Genomic DNA, 21,156 nt, shown 5'->3' with positions numbered 1-21,156 from the left:
GTGGAGGCTGGCGATGCTGCTGCGGTGGCGACAGCGTGGTACGGGACCGACCTGGACGCCCGGCATCAACCCGGTGAACTACCGGGACGATCCCGGGCTGCCGCGTACGGTCCGGCGGCTGCTGAGGAAGTACGAGCGTGCGCTGCGGATGTACTGGGTGTGGCCGACCAGTTATCCACGTTCCCGCAGCGAGTTGGACGATCTGGCCGCACGGCTCCGGGCCGCCTGGCCGGACGAGGAGCTCGACCCGCGCTATCTCACGTCGATCCTGGCCGTACTCGACGTGCGCGCCCAAGCGTTGTACAGCAAGCAAGGCATGGCCGAGGCCGAGGAGGGGCTGGCTGGATTCTGGGCCGCCAACGGGCTGGAGCAGCAGGCGTTCGACGAAGTCATCCGGCAGATCCACATTGACCTCATCACCGTCTTCGACCACTGAGCGGCTGACCGCGCTGCTCGCGCACGCCCGCGAGCACGTGCCGTTCTACGACGGCCGCATCCCGCTCGGCGACGACCCGTACCACGTGCTGACGGCTCTTGCGCCGCTGGACCGGAAGACGGTGCGTGCGGCGGGCCACCGCCTGCACGCCCTCGACGGCTCGACACAGGGCTGGCGCTCGACCCACACCTCCGGTACCACCGGCGAACCGCTGACCGTTGTCTTCGACCATCCGCCGCAGGAGCTGGAGTTCACGCTGCTCACCCGGCACGCGGACCGGCTGGGGGTGCCGAAGGGCGCAGGGATCGTCCACCTGACACTGCACGCACCCGGGCCCTCGCAGGCGATGGCGGCGCCGTGGGGCGACGGGCGGAGGCTGAGCAAGTGGAATCTGGCCAGGGTGTGGCAGTGCCCCGACCCGGAGTTCCGGCGGGCGATCCGCCGGCTGGACGGAAAGGTGCTGACCGGCAAACCCGCCGTTCTGGAACTGCTGGCCGCCCGGGCGGACGCGGCACCGGCCGGCGTGATCGTGTCCGGCGAGACGCTGGACGCGCGGGCGCGCGCGATCATCGGTGCCGGCCTGCACTGCCCGGTGAGCAGCCTGTACACGCTGGCGGAGGTCGGCATGGCCGGATCGGAGTGCCCGGACGGCGGCTACCACCTGGAGCCGGAGAGCGTGTACGGCGAGATCGTCGACGGTGAGGTGGTCCTGACGCCGCTGACCAACAGGGCCATGCCGTTGCTGCGTTATCGCACCGGAGACCAGGCACGCTGGCTGCCCGCCGACTGCGGCTGCCCACACCCGGGGCCACGGCTCGAGCTGACGAGCATCCGCTCGCCCCGGCACCTGCTCACCACCTCGGGACAGCCGGTGGAGCTGAGCCGCTTCCTGGAGACGCTGGGCGCCCTGCCGGTGAGACGCCTAGCGCTCAGCGCCGAGGGACCGGGCCGCGTCCGCATGGACTACAGCGCCGACGCACCGCTGACTCCGGCGGACCAGGAGCGGGCCGCGCGCCCGTTGCGAGCCGCACTCGGCCTGACCGCCGAGGTGCGGTTCGCCCAGCACAAGGGCCCGCACTGGCCTGCGTCCGACGGACAGCCCACCAACCCTCCGCAGTCCGAGGTCGGCCTCGACCTGCCGGCCGACGACGTGGCGGCCTGGCTGGCCGACTGGTTCACCGAGCGGGAACTGCGCCCGGAGGCGGTCGCGCTGACCGGAAGCGTCCTCACGCCGCAGGCTCGGACCAGGTTCAGCCCGGTGGACGTCACGGTCATCAGCCCCGCGGCACCGGACGAATGGGTGGACGTGGTCCGGGCGTTGCGGCGGGACCTGCCCGCACTCCGCGTACACGTCGTCGACGCGCCCTCGGGGCTGGCGGCGTGCCGCCTGTCCGCCGAGGGCCGGGTGGTGCTCGGCCGACTGCCGGAGATCGCCTGGCCGACCCAGGCCGCTCTGGCAGCCGAAGGCCGCGCGTGGTGCCGCCAGGCGGCCGACACGCTGTGGGACAGGCTCACCGGCCCACCCATCCCGCCCGCGGACACGCTGCGTACGGCCTACATGGCACAGCATCTGTCCGTAACGGCGTGCCGCTATCTGCACCTGGCATCGGGCTGGCGGGAGACGGGTGCGGACGCCGTCCTCGCAGCCGAGTTGGACCCGGAGGAAGGCGCAACCGTCTTCGAGGCGGTCGCGGTCGCCCGCGAGCACCGCCCGCCGCCGCCGGAACCCGACGCCGGGCGGGGCTACCTCCGGGAGGCGATGAGACTGGTCGGGATGGTGGCCGCGGTGTTGTGAGCCTTCGCGAACGCCGGTCTGCGAGGCGGGCGGTGGGAGGACCTCCACTGTTTGTGGGGCCCACCGGCACGCCTCCCGGGCGGCTAAAAGGTGCCTCTATGGCTTTCGTCAGGCAGTAGCCGGTGTGGGTGCCTCGGTCAGATCATGTGGTTGGGCTTCCGGGTGTGCGGAGGGTTCGGCGGATGGTGTTGCGGAGCCAGTGGTGGGCTCCGTCGGCTGTGTGTCGGGGGTGCCAGGCCATGCCGATGGTCAGTGGTGGCAGTCCAAGGGGGATGTCGAGGAGGCGCAGTCCGAGGGCGGTGGCGTCGTCGGCGAGGGGTGAGGGTGCGGCGCCGGGGGTGCGGCAGGCACGAGGCAGGCGATGTCGCTCCCGGTGGCGAGGGTCATTGCGGCCAGATGGCTGGGGAGGACGACGCTGACCCGCCGGTGTACACCCCCCTCGTCGGCTACGGCCTCAACGAGGCATTCGTCCAGGGCGTCGTCGACATGAAGCGAGCCTAGGACGAAGGCCTCGACGCCGGCGTCGCCCGCACCCCGAACACCGCCTCACCCACCAGCTTCGAACAGTGGTGCGCCCAGACCCTCAAGCCCGCCGTCCTCTCCTGAGGGCCAACCACCCGTCGCCGGAACATACGGTGCCCAGCGCACCAAGACGACCTACACCTTGGGAGGCGCCCTGATGCCCACCGAGGAGACCGCCCCCGGTCACGGCGTTCATGCTCGTTGGTGTCGAGGCTCAGGAACTCTCACGGGTTCCGGTGTTCACCGGTGTGCGCGGAAGAACTCGGTGAGGTCGTGCGCGAGGAGTTCGGGTTCTTCGTGGGCGGCGAAGTGTCCGCCACGGGGCATGCGGGTGTACCTCGTGATGTTGTGCGTGCGCTCGGCCCAGCTGCGGGGCGGCTGGGTGAGGTCGGCCGGGAACAGAGCGAGGGCCGTGGGCACGTTGACCCGCTCCACCCGCCTCGTCAGCCGCTGGGCGTATTCGTAGTAGGGCCGGAAGGAGGTCGAGATGGTGCCGGTGAACCAGTAGAGCGACGCCTGTGTGAGGAGGAAGTCGTCGCTGAACCGGGACGACAGGTCACCACCGCAGTCGCTCCACGCCCGGTACTTCTCGACGATCCAGGCGAGCAACCCGGTCGGCGAGTCGGCCAGACCGTAGCTCAGCGTGAAGGGGCGGGTGCTCTGTTGGTGCATGTACCCGCCCTCTTGCGCGGACCACGTCGCGAGGGAATCGAGGTACTCCTGCTCCTCGGGGGTGACACCGGCCGCGTCATAGGCGACCGGGCCGGCGATCGCCATCAGATGGATGCCCACCACGGTCTCGGGGTGGGCTTCGCCGAGCCGGGAGGTGATGCCGGCACCCAGGTCGCCCCCGTGCGCGACGTAGCGCTCGAAGCCGAGTTCGTCGTGCATGAGCCGGTGCCAGATCTCATGTGTCTGCGGCGGCTGGGCGAGCGAGGGCCGTTGAGGTGAGAAGGCGAATCCGGGCAGTGAGGGGACAACGACGGTGAACGCGTCGGCGGCGTCACCCCCGTACCGCGACGGCGTGGCCAGCCGACGGGCAAGGGTGGTCAGCTCGAGAAAGGAACTGGGCCACCCGTTGGTCAGGACGATCGGCAGGGCGGCGGGATGTTCGCCGTCGAAGCGGAGGTAGTGGACGGGGGTTCCGTCGATATCTGCGAGATGGGACGGCAGGGCGTTGATGGTGGCTTCGTGGGCACGCCAGTCGTATTCGGAGGCCCAGTAGGTGACGAGGCGGCGCAGTTCGCCGGAGTCGGTGCCGGCCTCCCAGCCTGTGGCGGGCCAGGGGATCGGCCAGCGTGTGTTGAGCAGCCGTGAGCGCAGCTCGTCCAGTTCGGCCTCGGGAACGGTGATCGCGGGCGCGTGGCGGGTCATGGGGGTCTCCAAGGGGTTCGTTCTCACATGACAGCGGTACGTGCCTGGGTGTCGGAGCCGCTCTGTGTGCGGCTGGCGGGGGACCGGCGGGTGGTCCCGGCGATCACAGCGGACAGGGCCATGAGGATCGCGATGACGAGCAGGGCATGCCCGACAGTGGTCCGGTTTCCGAGGAAACCGATGAGAGGCGGTCCGCCGACGAAGCCGCAGTATCCGATCGAGGTGATGACGCTGACCCGGCCGGCGGCACGAGCGGGCTCGTCGGCCCCGGCGCTCATGCTGACCGGAAAGCCGAGCGCCGCGCCCATTCCCCAGAGCAGGCTTCCCGCGAACGCCAGTCCGGTGGACGGCCCCAGCGCGAAAAGGGCGACGCCGGTGGCGGTGACGGCGGCGGCGGTCCGAAGGACGGTGACTCGTCCGAACTGGTGGAGGACCGCCGGCCCGAGCCAGCGGCCGGCGGTGAGCGCGGTGAGGAAGGAGGCGTACGCCAGCGTGCCGATCGTGGCGGTGACGTGGTGACGGTCGACGACCGAGACGCTGACCCAGTTGCTGCCCGCCCCTTCCGCGACCGCGAAGGCCAGTGCGACGAGCCCGACCGCCACGGTGCGCGGTTCTCGCCACGCGCCCAGACCCGGGCCGAATATTTTCACCGGCGGTGGCACTGCGATGGGGCGCACGGCGTGCTCCGGAAGGAAGTGCCGTGCCGCCGCGGGTACCGCCCCGGCGATGACCGCTGCGACCGCGGCCAGGTGGATGCTTACCGGAACCCGCAGCTCGGTCATCAGCACACCGACCGCGGCACCGGCGACCGTGCCGAGGCTGAACGCGGCGAAGAAGCGCGGCATGACGGGACGGCCGAGCAGTCGTTCGACCGCCGCGGCGTGCACGGTCATCGCGACGTCCCAGAAACCCGTAGCCGCGCCGAGCAGGAACAGCCCGGTCACCAACAGGGGTGCCGAGAGGGCGTATCCGAGTGAGATGACGCCGAGGCTGGCGCTGACGAGCAGGGCGACGACGGTGACGGCCCGGCGGGGGCCGACGCGTGTGACGACCGTCCCCGACAGAGGCAGCACGATCACGCCGCCGACGGCGATGGTGAGCAGCAGGAGTCCCAGTGATGCCGAGTCGAGATTCAGCCGCGTGCGGACCTCGGGGAGCCGGGAGGACCAGGTCGACCCGGCAAGGCCCAGACCGGCGAAGACCGCGTAGGTCGCCCTCGCACCCGCCGTCACCTCCCGCGCTGTCGGGGCCGCCGGGACGGCGGCGGACGCTCCGGTCACGATCCCGGCCGACCGGCTGGGCCGAGCGTCCGGTCGATCGCCTCGCGCGTCCTCCGGCGCGACTCCGGCGCAGTTGTGAGCAGCGCATGCATGATCATTCCCTCAAGAAGGGAGTCCAGGCGGGCGGCGCTGTCCGGGTCGGCGAAACGGGCCAGAACGGTGCGGCTGTCCTCCGTCCATGCCTGCGTCAGGGCTCGCAGTCCGGGGTTGCGGAGGGCCGCCAGGTGCAGCTCGAAGCCGAGGACCGCACTGCGGTGTCTGGCAGGACCTCCGTGGACGAGATCGACCAGGACATTGACGAATTCCTCGCGCGTATTGACATCCTCGAACAGATTCTTGAACACCTTGGACTGCAATTCGACATACCGGGCGAACGCCTGCGCCTGGAGATCGGTCAAGCTGGCGAAGTGGTAGGTGATCGACCCGAGCGGCACGCCGGCCCGGGCAGCGATGTGCCGATGCGTCGTCCCCGCCACCCCAAGATCCGCAATGACGTCGAGGGTGGCGTCCAGGATGTGTGTCTTGCGGCCGGGGTCGTTGCGACGGGTCCGTCGCCGCCCGCCGCCCGATTCGGCCGAGGTCCGGTGCTCGCCACCGGCCATCTTCTTGGCCGTTTCACCTTCGGAAGGGTCCGCCGACGGCGGTTCGATGTGCAGCATGCGTACAAACGTATAAGCCTTAAGAACAGATGTACAAATCAACGGATGCTCATCGCCACCACGACGCGGCAGCACACTCTCGCCTACGCCGTCCTGCACCTACGGCATCCCGCACAGACCGGCCGCTCGCCATCGTCTGCGGTCCAGACGGCTACCCTCACGCCCGCCTCAGTCCGCCCGGCCGAAGGAAGCACTGCGACTTCCGCTTGGGCGCACTCACCATCCGCATCCGCAACCACCACGCGATCCAAGCCCCGCCAGCGGCCGCCCGGATCAGCGTCGGCGGTCGCCCGGCGGCGCACTGCACGAAACCCCCTTCTGGGACCGCTACTTCGAGGTCGTCGACCTCCTCGTCATGCTGAAAGAGGCCGGCGGGTTCGGCGGGTTCACTCCCCGCGCAGTGCCTCGATCACCGTTCCGAAGGCTTCCATGTACGGCTCCAGGACGGTCAGATACGAGAACCCGTACCGCTCCCGCTGTGCCCGCACTTGCGCGGTGATCTGTTCCGCCGTGCCGACCAGGAGGATGGGAAGGTGCAGGACCTGTTCCAGGGTCAGACGGGGCAGGCGGGGGAGTAGTTCCCGCACCGCGGCCTCGCGGTCGTCGGTGACAGCGACCATCTGGATGAGCACGTTCAGTTCGGCGGATTCCTTGCGGCCCGCCGCCAGGCGCTGGTACGCCGCCACCCGCTCGTCCAGCTCCTCCGCCGTGAGCGGGTCCAGCGTCCCCGTCGTACTGCCGGGCACCAACCGCGCACCCGCGAACGCCGCGATGTCGGCGTGCTCGGCGGTGAGCCGCAGCATCCGGTCGCCGTTGCCGCCGATCAGCAGCGGTACCCGGGAGTGCGGGAGGTCGGCCGGGCCGAGCAGTCGCTCCAACTCCTCGACCGTACGCAGGAGATGGTCCACCCGCTCACGCGGGGAGCCGTACGGAAGGCCCGCGGCGTCGTGCTCCGCCTGGATGTAGCCGGTGCCGAGCCCTAGTTCGAGGCGGCCGCCCGTCAGCGCGTCCGTGGTGGCCACCTCGCGGGCCAGCAGTGTGGGATTCCAGAAGCCCGCGTTGAGCACGAAGGTGCCGACGCGGGGCCGCTGGGTCGCCTCGGCGGCGGCCACCAGAGCCGGGAACGGCGCGGGCATGCCGAGATGGTCGGGGACCAGGATCACGTCGTAGCCGAGCTGTTCGGCCCGGCGGCACTTCTCGCGCCACTCCTCGACGGGGGCGGGGTTCATCAGGTTGACGCCAAAACGGAAGGGGCGCGGCATGAACTCTCCTCAGAAATGGGCAACTTGACGAGAGTAGGGCACTGCCATGGGCGACTCGACGGGAGTACATCACTCGTGCGCGATGGCTGCCAGCACATTCATACGGGACGCGCGCAGCGCCGGCAGCAGCGCCGCCACGATGCCCACGAGCGCCGAACCGATCACCACCGCGATGATCGTCGTCCACGGAACGGCGAACGCCTTCATGCCCTGAAGGGCCAGCACCTGTTGCACACAGACGCCCCAGACCAGGCCGAGCGCCAGGCCGAGGATCGCGCCGAACACGGCGATCACCACCGACTCGAGCCGGATCATCCGGCGCAGCTGACGCCGGGAGAGCCCGATGGCGCGCAGCAGCCCGATCTCGCGGGTGCGCTCCACGACCGACAGGGCAAGGGTGTTGACCACGCCGAGCACCGCGATGACGATCGCGAGCCCGAGCAGCGCGTACACGAGGTAGAGCAGCACGGCGATCTGGTCGTGGACCAGCTTCTTGTAGTCGGCCAGGTCGCGTACCTGCACCTGCGGATACGGATCGAGCGTCTTGTCCAGGTTCGAGCGCAGCGTGTCGGCGCCGGTGCCCGAGGCCGCGTTCACGTACAGCGCGGAGTCCTGACCGCCCGGCACGTACTTCTCGATGGTGGCGAAGCCGAAGACCAGCCCGCCCTGCATTCCGAACCCGCCGGAGCCGTCCTGGTCGGTGAGCGCCGCCACCGTCAGTTCGGTGTTCCGTCCGGCGGGGAACTCGACGGGGATCGTGCTGCCGACGGTGACGTCGTGGTCCTTCGCGAAGTCCGCGTCCATGGCGATGTTCCCGTCGCCGAGTGCGGCCGCGCTGTCCCCTTGGGCGTACGTGATGTGGGCGACGTCGTCGAGCCGCGGATCGTAGGCCGTGGCGGTCGTCTCGATCCGCTTGCCGTCCGGCAGCCGCACCGCGACCGGTGAGAAGCGTTGGCGGACGACGAGCCCGGCGCCCTCCGTGCCGCGCACCTTGTCGGTGACCTCCTGCGAGAACGGTACGAAGTTGCTGTTCTGGATCACGAAGTCGGCGCCCAGTGTCTTGTCGATCTGCTCGTCGAACGACTTGGACATCGACGCGCTCGCCACGGACATCCCGCCGACCAGGGCGAGACCCACCATCAGGGCGGCCGCGGTGGCGCCCGTGCGGCGCGGATTGCGCAGCGCGTTGCGCTGGCTCATCCGGCCGACCGAGCCGAACAGGGCGGGGAAGGCCCCGCCGAGGACCCGGATCACCGGCCGCACCAGCAGCGGACCCGCGATCACCGTCGCGATGAGCGTCAGGACGACGCCAAGTCCCAGCAGGGAGGACGAGGTCGCGGTGCTCGACGACGCGGCACATCCCGCGAGCGCGGCGGCGCCGGCCGCCCCGACGACCGAACCGACCACCGCACGCACCCGCAACGGCCGTCCCACACCGGCGACTTCGGCGTCCGCCAGCGCCGCCATGGGGGAGACACCCGACGCGCGCCGCGCCGGGAGATAGGCCGCCACGAAGGTGACGCCGACCCCGACGACGTACGCCGCGACAGGAGTCACCACCCCGATCACCATCTCGGTGGATTTGAGGTTCATGCCGAACGCGCCCATGAGCTCGATCAGTCCGGCCGCCAGCCCGATTCCCGCGGCCAGGCCGAGCGTGGAGCCCACCAGACCGAGGAGAAGCGCCTCGGTCAGCACCGACCGGCGCACCTGACGGCGGTCGGCGCCGAGTGCGCGCAACAGGCCCAGTTCGCGGGTGCGTTGGGCGATCAGCATCGAGAAGGTGTTGACGATCAGGAAGACGCCCACAAGCACGGCGATTCCGGCGAAGCCGAGCATGACGTACTTGATGACGTCCAGGAATCCGCCGAGTTGGGCGGCGGCGTCCTCGGCCTGCTCGTCTGCCGTCTTCAAGTCGTAGGTTCCGGTGCCGAGTTCGGTGGCGATGCGCTGCTTCAGTACGGCGTCGGTGACACCCGGGGCCGCGTCCACCGAGATGCTGGTGGCGGCGTCGGGACTCCCGAGCAGCTGGTCCGGCGCGGTCCGGCTGTCCAGGAACACCAGCGCGGCACCGGGGTTGGTGGTGGTGAAGGTGGCGATGCCGACGATCTCCACCTTGAACGTGCCGGGCTGCGCGAGCACGGTCAAGGTGTCGCCGATGCCCACGTCCTTGCTCTCGGCGGTGTCCGCGTCGAGCAGCGCCTCGCTGGCCCCTTCCGGTGCGCGGCCGGAGGTCAGCTTCACCGGGCTGCGGTCGGTGAGGTACCAGTCGGTGGCGATGGTGGGGGCGCCCGTGGTCGGGCCGACCGACTCGTTCTTGCTGTCGACGATCGTGATGTTCTCGACGGACGCGTCCGCGTGGGTGGACTCGACCCCGTTGACCTCCGCGATGCGGCCGGCCAGCGAGGCGGGCACGGTCTCGGCGGCCCCGGACGGGATCTGGGAGTTGAGATCGTCCTTGGGGCCCACCGTCACATCGGCGGAAGTGGAGGCGAAGAGCCGGTCGAAGGTGCGGGTGACCGTGTCCGAGAAGATGAGGCTGCCCGCGACGAACGCCACGGACAGCACGACCGCCAGCGCCGAGAGGAGCAACCGCCCCTTGTGCGCGAGAAAGCTCCGCAGTGTCGCCTTGAGCACGACCGCCTCAGTCCTTGTCGAGGGTTACGTCGCGGGAGTCGCCGTCGGCCGTTGGGTGACCGGCGTCGGTGTCGGCGTTGGTGGGTTCAGGCCTGGCGCCGGTGCCGGTGCCGGTGGCCACGGGACTGGTGTCACCGTCGGGGGCAGTGGATACGGGCCCGGTGTCGCCGTCGGTGGTCACGCCACCGGAGCTGACGTCAGGAGGCGTACCGCCGGAGCTGCCGTCAGAAGTCGTACTACCGGAGCTGCCCTCAGAAGTCGTGCCACCCGTGCCGCCTCCGTCGTCGAGGGGCACCGGGGTCGCGTCGGGACCGGGCGTCTGATGGCGTCCCTGTCCCCCCGTGAAGTCGCGCAATCGCTCCAGCACCGCATCCGCCGTCGGCCGTTCGATCTCGTCCACGATCCGTCCGTCCCCGAGGAAGAGCACCAGGTCGGAGTGGGCGGCAGCGCTCGGATCGTGCGTGACCATGACGACGGTCTGGCCCAGTGTGTCGACCGCCTCGCGCAGGAAGCCGAGGACTTCGAGGCCCGCGCGGGAGTCGAGGTTGCCGGTCGGCTCGTCCGCGAATATCAGCTCGGGGCGCGAGGCGAGCGCGCGGGCGCAGGCCACGCGCTGCTGCTGGCCGCCCGACAGCTGGGACGGCCGGTGCTTGAGCCGGTCCCGCAGGCCGAGCGTGTCGATGACCTGGTCCAGCAACTTCTGGTCGGGCTTCTGGCCCGCGATGTCCATGGGCAGGGTGATGTTCTCGGCCGCGTTCAGTGTCGGGATCAGGTTGAACGACTGGAACATGAAGCCGATCCGGTCCCGCCGCAGCCGGGTCAGCTCGCGGTCCTTCAGCCCGGTTATCTCGGTGTCGCCGAGCCACACCTGTCCGGCCGAGACGGTGTCGAGCCCCGCCAGGCAGTGCATGAGGGTGGATTTCCCCGAGCCCGACGGACCCATGACCGCGGTGAAACGGCCACGCGCGATGTCGACGTCGACCGAGTCGAGGGCGAGCACGGTCGTCTCGCCCGAGCCGTACGCCTTGGTCAGACCTCGGGCGCGAGCGGCCGTCCCCTCGGCCTCCGCCCGGCCGACGACGTGCTCCGCAGCAGGTGTGGACAAGGCCGCCTCCTCAGTGATGGACGTCCCGACTCCCTTGTCGCGGCGAGCCTAGTGTGATCCTGGGCACACCCGGTATCCCCCCGAGGTGCCGGGACCTCTCCGCCCCAGGTCGTGCCCCTGATATCCGTGTAAGGGGCAATCTCCACCCCGCGATGGCGCATCCGTGCCGGATGCCCTCTTGCCCGTGCTAGCGATTTGGCGCTAGCTTCGAGGTATGGCGAAGACTCAGCTGAACGTACGGGTGGACGAGGGTACGGCCAGGGCCGCCCGCGAACGAGCCCTCGAACGCGGGATGAGCGTGAACCGCTACATCGAAGAACTGGTCAGACAGGACACCGGGGAAGTCGGCCACACCTTCGTCGACGCCGCCGCCGACTTCATGAAGCAGTACGAATCCGTCTTCGCCGACGAGTTCGGCACGGACCGTGAAGGCAGCCGACCGGTCGACCGGGCCGGCCACCACGAAAGCGCGCGCGAAGGTCGTCGTTGATCCCTTGAGCAGTCTCAGAGTCGACCTTGCCTGGCTCCTCATGATCGCCGAACATCAGACGCCCGGAGACCCCCAGGTCACCGATTGGGGAGCCCTCGTCGCCGCCGTCAGCCGGCACGAGGCGGAGATATTCGGCATTCCCGTCTACGACAGCCCGCACGCCCGCGCCGCCGCGCTGCTCCAACTCCTGCTGCACGTACCCGCGCTGGAACGCTCCAACGCGATGTTCGCCTCGGCCGTCGCCTACGGCTATCTCGTCGCCAGCGGCCTCAAGGTCGTCACCTCCCCCGAGCAGGTGCGTGAACTCGCCCGCCTGGTGAAGGGCGGCGACGCGACCGTGCACGACATCGCCCAGGAACTCCGTCAGTGGAGCCTGTGAGGCTTCGGCGGGGCAATGAGGGATCGGCCCTTCATTCTCGCCGTTGCGCAGAACGGCGCCGCTCCGGCGGACGCATTTCTTCGTAGGCGGGACGTTTTCGGTGCCTTGCCGCTCGCAGTGCGGCCGAATTCCCGCTTGTGGTCGCAGTTGAGGTGGTGAAAGCCGTGACGCGCGTTCCGCGGCGGCCTCGCCGGGGCCAGGCGCCCCAAAAGGCCGGCCAGGTCCTCCATGGGCTTCCGCGCCAGGTCCAGGAACCCTCGCAGTCGAAGACAGGCCGGTCCGCGCGTCACGGGCAGAGGGCTGAACCGCCCGTCATGGGGTCGCGTTGTGGCGTCGCGACGGCGTCGAGCTCGAAGCAGCGACTCACATCGCGTCTTGAGCTCACACGTCGCGTCGAGCCGCCCATTCTTCTGTGAAGGTTCCTCCCACCCCATGCGCACAAAGCTTGATGCCGTCTCCATGACCGCTGTGCTGGTGACGGTCGGCGCGTTTCCGCGACCGCACCGCTCACCGCGTCGTGACGGACGAAAACGTCAGCGACGAACCGGCCTCGGCGCTACGGGCCATGTACCTGCGGGACCCCTGCTGCGGTGCGGAGATGCTCGCGACTCTCGACAGTCGCCTGCCGCACCAGGCCGTTCACGCCTATCAGGACTGATCCGGACTGCCCGGTCGGCGAGCCCGTGAGGCCTCGGCGGAGCCTAAGAGGGATCGGCCGGGGCTTCGTCCTCCCCGGCGCCGGGGCGGCGGGCGGTGCCCAGTACGCAGTACGAGGTGGGCAGTCGCGGTCCCTTCTCGGGCATCAACATCCGCCTGTACGGGCCCAGTTCGAACCCGGCGTCCCGCAACGCGGCGATCGGGTCGCGCGCCAGATGGCAGCCGCCGTTGAGCCGCGGCCACACCGTGCGGTCCAGACCGCGCTGGGCGTACGTCATCGAGCGCCCGCCGCCCCTGCCGTGCTCGAAGAACCGCAGGGTGCCCCCGGGCCGCAGCACGCGACGCAGTTCGGCGAGGGTTCGCGGCACATCGCGCACGCTGCACAGCACCAGGCAGACCACGGCGGAGTCGAAGGCCTCACTCTTGACCGGCAGCGCCTCCGCGGTGCCCGGCGCCACATCGACGGGCACCGCGGCGCGCAGGGCCGCCTCGACCGCCAACTGCCGCAACTGCCGCTCGGGTTCGATGGCGACGACCTCCGAGACAGTGCCCGGATAGTGCGCGAAGTTCAGACCGTTGCCCGCGCCGATCTCGATGACCCGCCCCGAGAGCCCGGCGAGCAGTCGGTCGCGTACGCCGCCCATGCCCATCCGTGTCTCGGCGGCGACGCTGACACGGGCGTAGTAGCGGGCGAACAGTGGATGGCGCACGGGGTCCCGCGACACCTTGCCGGAGCTGGCGGACCGGAGCGGCATGACGGACCTCCCAGGAGGACGGGTCTTACCGCGATTGTCCCCCGTACCGGTCTGTCGCACCCCCGCTGTGTGATCCCGGCCGTGCAGGGACCACACAGTGGGGGCACTCCGGTGGCTGCTCCGGCTACTCGGGACGCTCGGGCTGTTCCGATGCGTCAGGTGTGTCAGGTGTGCCAGGTGCGTCAGGCGATGAAGTCGCGCACCTGCGTGTAGACGCCGTAGTCGTTGTTCGTGTCGGTGTGCCCGATGCAGCCGACTCCCACATTCGTGGCGCCGTTCAGAAGCGCGGTGCTGTCCGGGTCGAGGTACTCGTCGCAGTTCGACCAGTAGCTGGCGTAGGAAACGCTGCCCGGTGTCTCGTCACCCGAGTTCAAGGCGGTCAGGAACGAACTGCCGGTGTTCATCTGGGCACAGGACGTGTAGAGCCACGCGCACCACCCGGCGAGGCTCGTGCCGTGGTTCGTCCCGGCGACCGAGACGAAGTCGTCCACGTACGCCGTTCCACCGAGGTTCTTGAGGTAGTAGCGGGAGCTGAGCGGGCCCATGGAGTGGGCGACCAGGTCGACCTTGGACGCGCCGGTCTGCGCGAGCACGCTCTGGACCTTGGTGGCGAGTTGCTGGGCGGTCGTGACGTTCGACTGTCCCCAGCTGTACGACCACGCGTACAGCTCGGAAGTGGTGTAGCCGTCGGCCTTGAAGTCGGCGATCCAGTCGTCCCAGCTGCTCGCCGAACTGCTCAGCCCGTGGACGAAGATCACGGGGTTGTGGGTCGCGGCCTGTGCGGGCGCGGTGAGGGAGAGTGACAGAAGGAGCGCTGCGGCCGCGGTGGAGAAGAACGCGGCGATGCGACGCATGCGGGTTTGCATGGTGCCTCCTGAGTCGGGTGGGGTAATCAGGAGTGTCAGCCGGGGTCTACGCGCGGCGCATCGGTGAACTCGCCAGTCTTTACTTGTCAGTTAACCCGCCAGTAACGTCATACATGTGGTGACCCCGGTGAACCCTCCACCTCGCCCGCCCACTTCGCCACCGTCCCGCACGCCCGCATGGCAGCATCCTGACCCGGCCCAGCGCGGACTCGCCCCGCAGTCCCGGCTCGGCCCCTCACTTTCCGAAGGCGTGCGCGTACGGGTGCTGCGCGCCGCGCACGGCGACCGGCACGCGGCCGCGGAACTCGCCTCGGTACTGACCGAGCGTCAACTGACCGGTCTGGAACCGCTCCCGGAGCGGCCGCCCGCGCTGCTGCGCGCGTACCGCCATGAAGTCCGCGCCCTGCCGGACAGCACCCGCTTCCTCCTGCTCCTCGCGGCGGCCGACCAGCACCCGGTGACCACCCGCGCCTACCTGCGCGCCGTCACCGCGGCCGGGCTCGACACCCGGTCCCTCGACGCCGCCGAGGCGGCCGGGCTGGCTCATGCCACGGCCGACGGGATCGTCTTCCGCGACGCGTGGACCCGGATCGCCGCGTACGAGACGGTCCGTCCGTCGGACCGGCGCGAGGTCCACCAGCTGCTGGCGCGTGTCCTGCGCGGCGAGGGCGAGGAGCCGCGCCGCGCCTGGCACCACGGCGCCGCCGCGCTCGGCCCCAGCCGAAGGCTGGCCGCGCGGCTCCGAGTGGCCGCCGACCTGGCGCGCGCCGCGCGCGAACACGCCCTCGCCTGCGCCCTTTTGGAGCGCGCCGCCGTGCTGACGCCCGATCCGCGCGACCGCACCCACCTGCTCGCCCGCGCGGCCACCGACGCCTGGCACTCCGGCGACACCGACCGCGCCCGCCGCCTCGCCGCGTCCACCACCGACGACGCGCTCAGCGGCCTGCTGGCCCTGCGCGCGGGCAACGCGACCGACGCGTTCGACGCACTCCTCACGGCGGCGGTCCGCTGCGCGGGGCAGGGGGCGAGCGGGGCCAACGGTGCGGTATCGGGGAGTGCGGCCGCTGGCGAGGGCGCTCGCGCGGCGGACCGGCGTGCGGCTGACGGCGGTCCTGGTGGTGGGTTGGAGGAGGCTTCCGTCCGTGTCGCCGGCGAGGGCGGTCGCTTGGCGGGCCGGCGTGTGCCTGACGACGGTCCCGCCGCCGGGGGTTCTGGTGGTGGGTCGGCGGAGGCCTCCGCCCGCGTCACGCCTGGTGTGCACGACGCCGTCGGCGGGCTGCCGGTGGGCGTGGCCGGCATGGTCGGTGAGCTGTCAGCTGCCGATACCGGCCCTGTGCTCTACGACGAGCCACCGGTGGACGCCGATCGTCTGGGGACCGGCTTTCGAAGACCTGACAGGGATCGGCCGACTGTCGAGGCCCGCCCCGCACAGGGTGCCGCCGTCGTTCACCTCCTCGCCCGGGTCACCGAAGCCGCCATCTACACCGGAGATCTGCGCCGGTGCCGGGAGGCGGCCGCCGTCGCCGACCGGCTCGGGATCGTGCCGCCCGGCACGCTGGGCGGACTGGCCGCCGCCTTCGAGGGGCGCTACGAGGACGCGCGGGACCTGCTCGAAGCGGCAGCCGGGCGGTGCGGACCCGGTGGAGACCCCACTTTGCTCATTCACGCCGGGATCGCGGCACTGCTCCTCGGCGACCACACGCGAGCCGCCTCCGCCGCCGTGCGGGCCGCGGCCTCGGCCCGCGCCAGGGGTGAGACCGTGACCGTGCCGCAGGCGATGGAATTCAGGGCGTACGCCGAGTTCTGGACCGGCCGTTCCCGTGCCGCGGAGGCCGACACACTCGACGCGCTCCGCCAGGCGTACGCCACAGGTCAGGACAACGGGGCCTGTCATCTCCAGGCCGCCCTGGCCATGTTCGCCGCCCTCACCGGTGACGAGGACGTATGCCGGGAGCGCGCCGAGGCCGCCCGCTCCTACGCCCTGGCCCGTGGGCTGGGCCTGCCCGCCGCGCTGGCCCTGTTCGCGCTCGCCTTCCTCGACCTCGGCGCCGGCAGGTTCGCCGCCTCCGCGGCCCGGCTGCGTGCGCTCGCCGGTTTCGGACCGGGCCACGGGCACCGCGCCATCCGTCACCTCGCGACCCCGCTCTACGTCGAGGCGGCCGTCCGCAGCGGCGACACCCGGGTCGCCCGGGCCGCCCACGCCGACTACGACCGCTGGGCCCGCACGATCCGCAGCGCCGACGACCTGGCCCTCAGCGCCCGCTGCCACGCCCTCCTGGCCTCCGGCCCCGAAGCCGTCGAGCACTACCGCGCCGCCCTCGACCTGCACTCCGTCGGCACCCGTGACTTCGAACGGGCCCGCACGGAGCTGCTGTTCGGCGGTGCGCTACGACGACTGAGGCACCGTACGGAGGCACGCGACCGGCTGCACAGCGCCCTCGAAGCGTTCGAGCACTTCGGGTCGCCGCGGTGTGCTGCGCAGGCCCGGGCGGAGCTTCGCGCTCTGGGGGAGCCCGCCTCGCCCACGCGGGGCGGCGACGATCTTGCCGCCCGGCTGACCGCCCAGCAGCTCATGGTGGCCCGCATGGCTGCGGAGGGGGCCACCAACCGGGAGATCGCTGCCAGGTTGCTGCTCAGCCCGCGGACGATCGACCACCATCTGCGGGGTGTCTTCGCCCGATTGGGTATCCGATCGCGAATCGAATTGGTGCGGTTGATTGGGGAGGGGTGACTGGTGTGGTTCGTGGGCTGCGGGTTGTTCGTGGCTGGTCGCGCAGTTCCCCGCGCCCCTATGGGGTGCACCTGGCGTTATGAGTGGCCGCGTCCCAGCTTCCGCCCAGCCTTGGCGCGAGCCAACTCGGCGCCCCCGCACGGAAGTCAGCGGGATCAAGTGCCCCCACGCCCTCCGGTACCGCACCGAGCAGCGGAGCTCCCGCCACCACTGGAAGGTCCGCGAGGTTGCAACGGGACGCCAGGTCGGGCTCGTTGGGCCAGCCGCCGATCAGCACACCCGCGAAGTCCAGTCCCCGGAACCGCAGTTCACGTGCCGTCAGCTCTGTCGTGTTCAAGGTGCCCAGCCCCGCCGAAGCGACCACCAGCACCGGCGCCGCCAGCAGCCGTGCCGCGTCCGCCAGCGTTCCGCCCTCGTCGTCGAACCGTACGAGCAGTCCGCCTGCTCCCTCCACCAGCACCAGGTCGTGCTCGGTGGCCAGCTTGGCCGCCGCGTCCGCCACCTCGTGGGGCCGCACCGGCGCGAGACCGGACCGCCGCGCGGCCGTCGCGGGCGCCAACGGCTCGGGATAGCGGGCGAGTTCGAGGGTGGTCACGGCGCCGGCGAGCCGGGCCACCTCGTCGGCGTCACCGCGCTCGTCCGGACGTACGCCGGTCTGCGCGGGCTTGAGCACGGCCACGGACCGCCCAGCCGCGAAAGCCGTGGCGGCGACGGCCGCGGTGGTGATCGTCTTGCCGACCTCCGTGCCCGTCCCTGTGATCACCAGGATCGTCATGTCACCCTTCCCGTGCCGCCGCGCACACCGCGCGCGTGATCCGTGCCAGGTCCGCGTCGCCGGTGACGTACGGCGGCATTGTGTAGACGAGGTCGCGGAACGGCCGTAGCCAGACGCCCTCGCTGACGGCGGCTCGTGTCGCCGCCCTCATGTCCACCTCGTGGTCGAGCTGGACGACGCCGATCGCCCCCAGGACACGTACATCCCGGACACCTGGCAGATCGAGAGCGGGCTCAAGACCCTCCCTCAGGCCCGCCTCGATCCGCTTCACCTCGGTCCGCCAGTCCTGCCCGAGCAGCAGGTCGATCGAGGCGCAGGCCACGGCGGCGGCCAGCGGATTGCCCATGAACGTGGGCCCGTGGGCCAACACCGGGACCTCGCCCCGCGAGATCCCGTCCGCGACCCGCGTCGTACAGAGCGTCGCCGCCATCGTCAGATAGCCGCCGGTCAGCGCCTTGCCGACGCACATCACGTCGGGTGTCACACCCGCGTGCTCCGCCGCGAACAGCGTGCCCGTGCGCCCGAAGCCGGTCGCGATCTCGTCGAAGACGAGCAGCACGTCGTGCGCGTCGCACGCCTCGCGCAGCACCCGCAGATACGCGGGGGAGTGGAACCGCATCCCGCCCGCGCCCTGCACCACCGGCTCGACGATCACCGCGGCCAGCTCGTCGGCGTGCCGCTCGATGAGCGAGCGCAGCTGCTCCGCGTACGACTCCTCGTACGCGGCTGGAGGTGCGTCCGCGAAGATCTGCCGCGGCAGCACGCCCTGCCACAGCTCGTGCATCCCGCCCTCGGGATCGCATACGGACATCGGCTGCCAGGTGTCCCCGTGGTACCCGCCGCGCCAGGTCAGCAGGCGTTGCTTGGCGGGGCGGCCGAGCGAGCGCCAGTGCTGGAGGCACATCTTGACGGCGACCTCGACCGAGACCGAACCGGAGTCGGAGAGGAAGACGTGGTCAAGCCCCTCGGGCGAGATGTCGACAAGGCGCTTCGCCAGCCGTACGGCGGGCTCGTGGGTCAGCCCGCCGAACATGACATGGCTCATGCGCTCCAGCTGGCCGCGCGCCGCGTCGTTGAGCACCGGGTGGTTGTAGCCGTGGATGGCCGACCACCAGGACGACATGCCGTCGATCAGTTCGCCCGAGCCGTCCGCCATCCGCAGCCGTACCCCGCTCGCCGACTCCACGACGAGCGGTTCCTGCCGGCCCGGCATGGGCCCGTACGGATGCCAGACGTGCCGCCGGTCGAGATCGAGCAGCTCGCGTACGGACCCGGGCGTGGACCTGGACCCGGACACAGGCAGGTCAGGCATTGGGCGCGAGATCCGTTCCGGCACCTCGACGGCGTACGGCAACGAGGTCCGTACGCGCCTCAGCGGGCGTTCCCGCGGAAGCCGAAGCCGAAGCCGAAGCCGAAGCGGAACCGCACGCGCCAGCGCCAGCGCCAGCGCCCCCGCCCTCGTGCGAGCCACACCCCCCGCCGTCGGCAACCCGGTGCTCCGGCAGGGTCACCTCCCCCGCGCCCTCCACCTCGAACCCGGCGTCCGCGATCATGTCCAGGTCGGCCTTGCCGGCCTGGCCCTCGCTGGTGAGGTAGTCGCCGAGGAAGATCGAGTTGGCGAGGTGCAGGGCCAGCGGCTGCATCGTGCGGAGGTGGACCTCGCGGCCACCGGCGATACGGACCTCGACGTCCGGGCAGACGAACCGGACCATCGCCAGGATCCGCAGACACCTCTGGGGCGTCAGATTCCACTCCTTGGCGAGCGGGGTGCCCTCGAACGGGATCAGGAAGTTCACCGGAACGGAGTCGGGGTCCAGCTCGCGCAGCGCGTAGACGACGTCGACGAGGTCCTCGTCGCTCTCGCCCATGCCCGCGATCAGGCCCGAGCAGGCGGACAGACCCGCCGCGTGCGCCTTCTGTACGGTGTCCACCCGGTCGGCGTACGTATGGGTGGTCGTGATGTCCCCGTACGTCCCCTCGGACGTGTTGAGGTTGTGGTTGTACGCGTCCGCGCCCGCCTCGCGCAGCCGCTCGGCCTGGCCGTCGCCCAGCAGGCCGAGGCAGGCGCACACCTCGACGTTCTCGTTCCCGGCCTTGATGGCCTTGATCGTGTCGGAGACCCGGTCCACGTCACGGTCGGTCGGACCGCGTCCGCTGGCCACCAGGCAGACCCGCTTGGCGCCGCCGGCCAGGCCGGCGGCTGCGGCCTTGGAGGCCTCGTCCGGCTTGAGCCAGGTGTACTTGAGGATCTCGGCCTTCGACCCCAGCCGCTGCGAGCAGTACGAACAGTCCTCGGGGCACAGACCCGACTTGAGGTTGACCAGGTAGTTGAGTTTCACTCGTCGGCCGAACCAGTGCCGGCGCACCTTTCCGGCCGCGGCCACCACGTCGAGCACGTCGTCGTCGGAGGTGGCCAGCACGGCCAGAGCTTCGTCGCGGGTCGGCAGCTCGCGCCGAAGCCCCTTGTCCACCAGCGTGTTCAGCAGGTCCATGAGGCCCGATCCTGGCGTATGCGACCACTCGCGGCCAAGGAGAGTTTGCACAACAGACGTGGTTCGAGGTGTGGGTATTGCCACATCCTGGGTGGCTGGGACGGCCGCTAGGGTCTGTGCACTGCCTACAAAAACCACGGCTCACAAAACGCACGGCTCGCAAGAAGACGCAGCCAACGAGAACACACGGCTCACAAGCACACCGGCGGCACAACCCCCGTTCCTCCGGTCCGGAGGAGGACCCATGGCGTTCGGCTGGATCGACGAGCAGGCGGGGGCGCGCCGTCGGGCCGGACTCGTCCGCACCCTGCGCCCGCGCCCCGCCGACTCCCCGCTGCTCGATCTCGCGAGCAACGACTACCTCGGCCTCGCCCGCCATCCGGAGATCACCGAGGGCGCCGCGGCAGCCGCGCGAAAGTGGGGCGGCGGAGCAACCGGCTCCCGGCTCGTCACCGGGACCACCGAACTCCACGGCGAACTCGAACGCGAGCTGGCGGACTTCTGCGGCTTCGAGTCCGCGCTCGTCTTCTCCTCCGGATACGCGGCCAACCTCGCAGCCGTCACCGCGCTCGCGCCGCACGGCTCCCTCGTCGTCTCGGACGCGGGCAACCACGCCTCGCTGATCGACGGCTGCCGACTGGCCCGCGGCACCACCCAGGTCGTCGCGCACACCGACCCAGACGCCGTGCGCAAGGCGCTCGGCACCCACAAAGGGCCCGCCGTCGCCGTCTCCGACGCGGTGTTCTCGGTGGACGGGGACGCGGCGCCGCTGGCCGATCTCGCCGCCGCCTGCCGGGAGTTCGAGGCCGGGCTGATCGTTGACGACGCGCACGGGCTCGGGGTGCTGGGCGACGTCTGTCCCTCAAGAACGCCATCAAGCGACTAGCGAATCCGCGACAGTTAAATACGCGATCCCACTATTTTACCGAGAGGCAGTAGCC

The 21,156-nt window shown here is 70.7% G+C and carries 16 protein-coding genes and 4 pseudogenes; 8 read left to right on the top strand and 12 right to left on the bottom strand.

What is annotated here, in order from left to right:
- Positions 1-13 precede the first annotated feature (13 nt).
- Complete coding sequence (locus AB0N66_RS35365; protein WP_365442804.1) at positions 14-436, top strand: hypothetical protein; 423 nt, start codon at positions 14-16, stop codon at positions 434-436.
- Complete coding sequence (locus AB0N66_RS35360; protein ID WP_365442802.1) at positions 408-2,231, top strand: hypothetical protein; 1,824 nt, start codon at positions 408-410, stop codon at positions 2,229-2,231. Before AB0N66_RS35365 ends, AB0N66_RS35360 begins: the two co-directional genes overlap by 29 nt.
- A 142-nt stretch (positions 2,232-2,373) precedes the next feature.
- Here the strand turns inward: AB0N66_RS35360 and AB0N66_RS35355 are convergent.
- A pseudogene (locus tag AB0N66_RS35355) lies at positions 2,374-2,663 on the bottom strand (LysR family transcriptional regulator); the annotation flags it as partial.
- A gap of 6 nt (positions 2,664-2,669) precedes the next feature.
- On the opposite strand from AB0N66_RS35355, the pseudogene AB0N66_RS35350 reads away from it, so the two are divergent.
- Positions 2,670-2,837 (top strand): annotated as a pseudogene (locus AB0N66_RS35350) (NmrA family transcriptional regulator); the annotation flags it as partial.
- Between the two features lie 156 nt (positions 2,838-2,993).
- Here AB0N66_RS35350 and AB0N66_RS35345 read toward each other — a convergent pair.
- The 6 genes and pseudogenes from AB0N66_RS35345 to AB0N66_RS35320 all read right to left on the bottom strand — a co-directional run.
- Positions 2,994-4,127, bottom strand: coding sequence for an epoxide hydrolase family protein (locus AB0N66_RS35345; RefSeq protein ID WP_365442800.1), 1,134 nt, complete (start codon positions 4,125-4,127; stop codon positions 2,994-2,996).
- Positions 4,128-4,150: 23 nt separating this feature from the next.
- Entirely contained in the window at positions 4,151-5,407 is a 1,257-nt protein-coding gene (locus AB0N66_RS35340; RefSeq protein WP_365442799.1) for an MFS transporter, read from the bottom strand.
- Positions 5,404-6,066 carry a TetR family transcriptional regulator gene (locus tag AB0N66_RS35335; RefSeq protein WP_365442798.1) on the bottom strand — a complete coding sequence of 221 codons (663 nt, stop codon included), beginning with the start codon at positions 6,064-6,066 and terminating at the stop codon, positions 5,404-5,406. Before AB0N66_RS35335 ends, AB0N66_RS35340 begins: the two co-directional genes overlap by 4 nt.
- 386 nt (positions 6,067-6,452) lie before the next feature.
- Entirely contained in the window at positions 6,453-7,328 is an 876-nt protein-coding gene (locus AB0N66_RS35330) for an LLM class F420-dependent oxidoreductase (protein ID WP_365442796.1), read from the bottom strand.
- 69 nt (positions 7,329-7,397) lie between these two features.
- Positions 7,398-9,965: an ABC transporter permease gene (locus tag AB0N66_RS35325; protein ID WP_365442794.1), complete on the bottom strand. Its 2,568-nt coding sequence runs from the start codon at positions 9,963-9,965 to the stop codon at positions 7,398-7,400.
- Positions 9,966-10,314: 349 nt separating this feature from the next.
- Positions 10,315-11,070, bottom strand: a pseudogene (locus AB0N66_RS35320) (ABC transporter ATP-binding protein); the annotation flags it as partial.
- A 214-nt stretch (positions 11,071-11,284) separates the two neighbouring features.
- Here AB0N66_RS35320 and AB0N66_RS35315 point away from each other — a divergent pair.
- The 3 genes from AB0N66_RS35315 (at position 11,285) to AB0N66_RS35305 (ending at position 12,597) form a co-directional block, all read left to right on the top strand.
- Positions 11,285-11,560 carry a toxin-antitoxin system HicB family antitoxin gene (locus AB0N66_RS35315; RefSeq protein WP_365442792.1) on the top strand — a complete coding sequence of 92 codons (276 nt, stop codon included), beginning with the start codon at positions 11,285-11,287 and terminating at the stop codon, positions 11,558-11,560.
- Positions 11,561-11,564: 4 nt separating this feature from the next.
- Positions 11,565-11,939 (top strand): fic family toxin-antitoxin system, toxin component, encoded by a 375-nt coding sequence (locus tag AB0N66_RS35310; protein ID WP_365442790.1) that lies wholly within the window; start codon positions 11,565-11,567, stop codon positions 11,937-11,939.
- Between the two features lie 517 nt (positions 11,940-12,456).
- Positions 12,457-12,597, top strand: a complete 141-nt coding sequence (locus AB0N66_RS35305; RefSeq protein WP_365442788.1) for a hypothetical protein — start codon at positions 12,457-12,459, stop codon at positions 12,595-12,597.
- Between the two features lie 43 nt (positions 12,598-12,640).
- Here AB0N66_RS35305 and AB0N66_RS35300 read toward each other — a convergent pair whose 3' ends face one another.
- Together AB0N66_RS35300 and AB0N66_RS35295 are read right to left on the bottom strand one after the other, a co-directional pair.
- Positions 12,641-13,351: a class I SAM-dependent methyltransferase gene (locus tag AB0N66_RS35300; RefSeq protein ID WP_365442786.1), complete on the bottom strand. Its 711-nt coding sequence runs from the start codon at positions 13,349-13,351 to the stop codon at positions 12,641-12,643.
- Between the two features lie 182 nt (positions 13,352-13,533).
- Positions 13,534-14,217, bottom strand: a complete 684-nt coding sequence (locus AB0N66_RS35295; RefSeq protein WP_365442784.1) for an alpha/beta fold hydrolase — start codon at positions 14,215-14,217, stop codon at positions 13,534-13,536.
- A gap of 250 nt (positions 14,218-14,467) precedes the next feature.
- On the opposite strand from AB0N66_RS35295, the gene AB0N66_RS35290 reads away from it, so the two are divergent.
- A complete protein-coding gene (locus tag AB0N66_RS35290; protein WP_365442951.1) occupies positions 14,468-16,948 on the top strand; it encodes a LuxR C-terminal-related transcriptional regulator in 2,481 nt (826 codons plus the stop codon).
- Positions 16,949-17,006: 58 nt separating this feature from the next.
- On the opposite strand, the gene bioD is transcribed toward AB0N66_RS35290, so the two are convergent.
- Genes bioD through bioB form a run of 3 tightly spaced genes read right to left on the bottom strand, consistent with a single transcriptional unit; the run spans position 17,007 to position 20,215 of the window.
- Positions 17,007-17,723: a dethiobiotin synthase gene (gene bioD / locus AB0N66_RS35285; protein WP_365442782.1), complete on the bottom strand. Its 717-nt coding sequence runs from the start codon at positions 17,721-17,723 to the stop codon at positions 17,007-17,009.
- A gap of 1 nt (position 17,724) precedes the next feature.
- Entirely contained in the window at positions 17,725-19,035 is a 1,311-nt protein-coding gene (locus AB0N66_RS35280) for an adenosylmethionine--8-amino-7-oxononanoate transaminase (protein WP_365442780.1), read from the bottom strand.
- Positions 19,028-20,215, bottom strand: coding sequence for a biotin synthase BioB (gene bioB / locus AB0N66_RS35275; protein ID WP_365442778.1), 1,188 nt, complete (start codon positions 20,213-20,215; stop codon positions 19,028-19,030). The genes AB0N66_RS35280 and bioB overlap by 8 nt, the downstream gene beginning before the upstream one ends.
- A gap of 244 nt (positions 20,216-20,459) precedes the next feature.
- Here bioB and AB0N66_RS35270 point away from each other — a divergent pair.
- Positions 20,460-21,068: pseudogene (locus AB0N66_RS35270) on the top strand (aminotransferase class I/II-fold pyridoxal phosphate-dependent enzyme); the annotation flags it as partial.
- Positions 21,069-21,156: the final 88 nt, after the last annotated feature.

The sequence above is a fragment of the Streptomyces sp. NPDC093544 genome (assembly GCF_040683495.1).
Lineage (GTDB): Bacteria > Actinomycetota > Actinomycetes > Streptomycetales > Streptomycetaceae > Streptomyces.
Note: the sequence above shows the minus strand (reverse complement) of the source record. Positions and strands in the feature narration are given on the sequence as shown.

What these genes read in the sequence shown, in the direction of transcription:
- AB0N66_RS35300 (WP_365442786.1), bottom strand. Translation starts at nt 13,351, where the DNA reads ATGCCGCTCCGGTCCGCCAGCTCCGGCAAGGTGTCGCGGGACCCCGTG.
- AB0N66_RS35335 (WP_365442798.1), bottom strand. Translation starts at nt 6,066, where the DNA reads ATGCTGCACATCGAACCGCCGTCGGCGGACCCTTCCGAAGGTGAAACG.
- AB0N66_RS35295 (WP_365442784.1), bottom strand. Translation starts at nt 14,217, where the DNA reads ATGCAAACCCGCATGCGTCGCATCGCCGCGTTCTTCTCCACCGCGGCC.
- AB0N66_RS35280 (WP_365442780.1), bottom strand. Translation starts at nt 19,035, where the DNA reads ATGCCTGACCTGCCTGTGTCCGGGTCCAGGTCCACGCCCGGGTCCGTA.
- AB0N66_RS35330 (WP_365442796.1), bottom strand. Translation starts at nt 7,328, where the DNA reads ATGCCGCGCCCCTTCCGTTTTGGCGTCAACCTGATGAACCCCGCCCCC.
- bioB (WP_365442778.1), bottom strand. Translation starts at nt 20,215, where the DNA reads ATGGACCTGCTGAACACGCTGGTGGACAAGGGGCTTCGGCGCGAGCTG.
- bioD (WP_365442782.1), bottom strand. Translation starts at nt 17,723, where the DNA reads ATGACGATCCTGGTGATCACAGGGACGGGCACGGAGGTCGGCAAGACG.
- AB0N66_RS35365 (WP_365442804.1), top strand. Translation starts at nt 14, where the DNA reads ATGCTGCTGCGGTGGCGACAGCGTGGTACGGGACCGACCTGGACGCCC.
- AB0N66_RS35345 (WP_365442800.1), bottom strand. Translation starts at nt 4,127, where the DNA reads ATGACCCGCCACGCGCCCGCGATCACCGTTCCCGAGGCCGAACTGGAC.
- AB0N66_RS35315 (WP_365442792.1), top strand. Translation starts at nt 11,285, where the DNA reads ATGGCGAAGACTCAGCTGAACGTACGGGTGGACGAGGGTACGGCCAGG.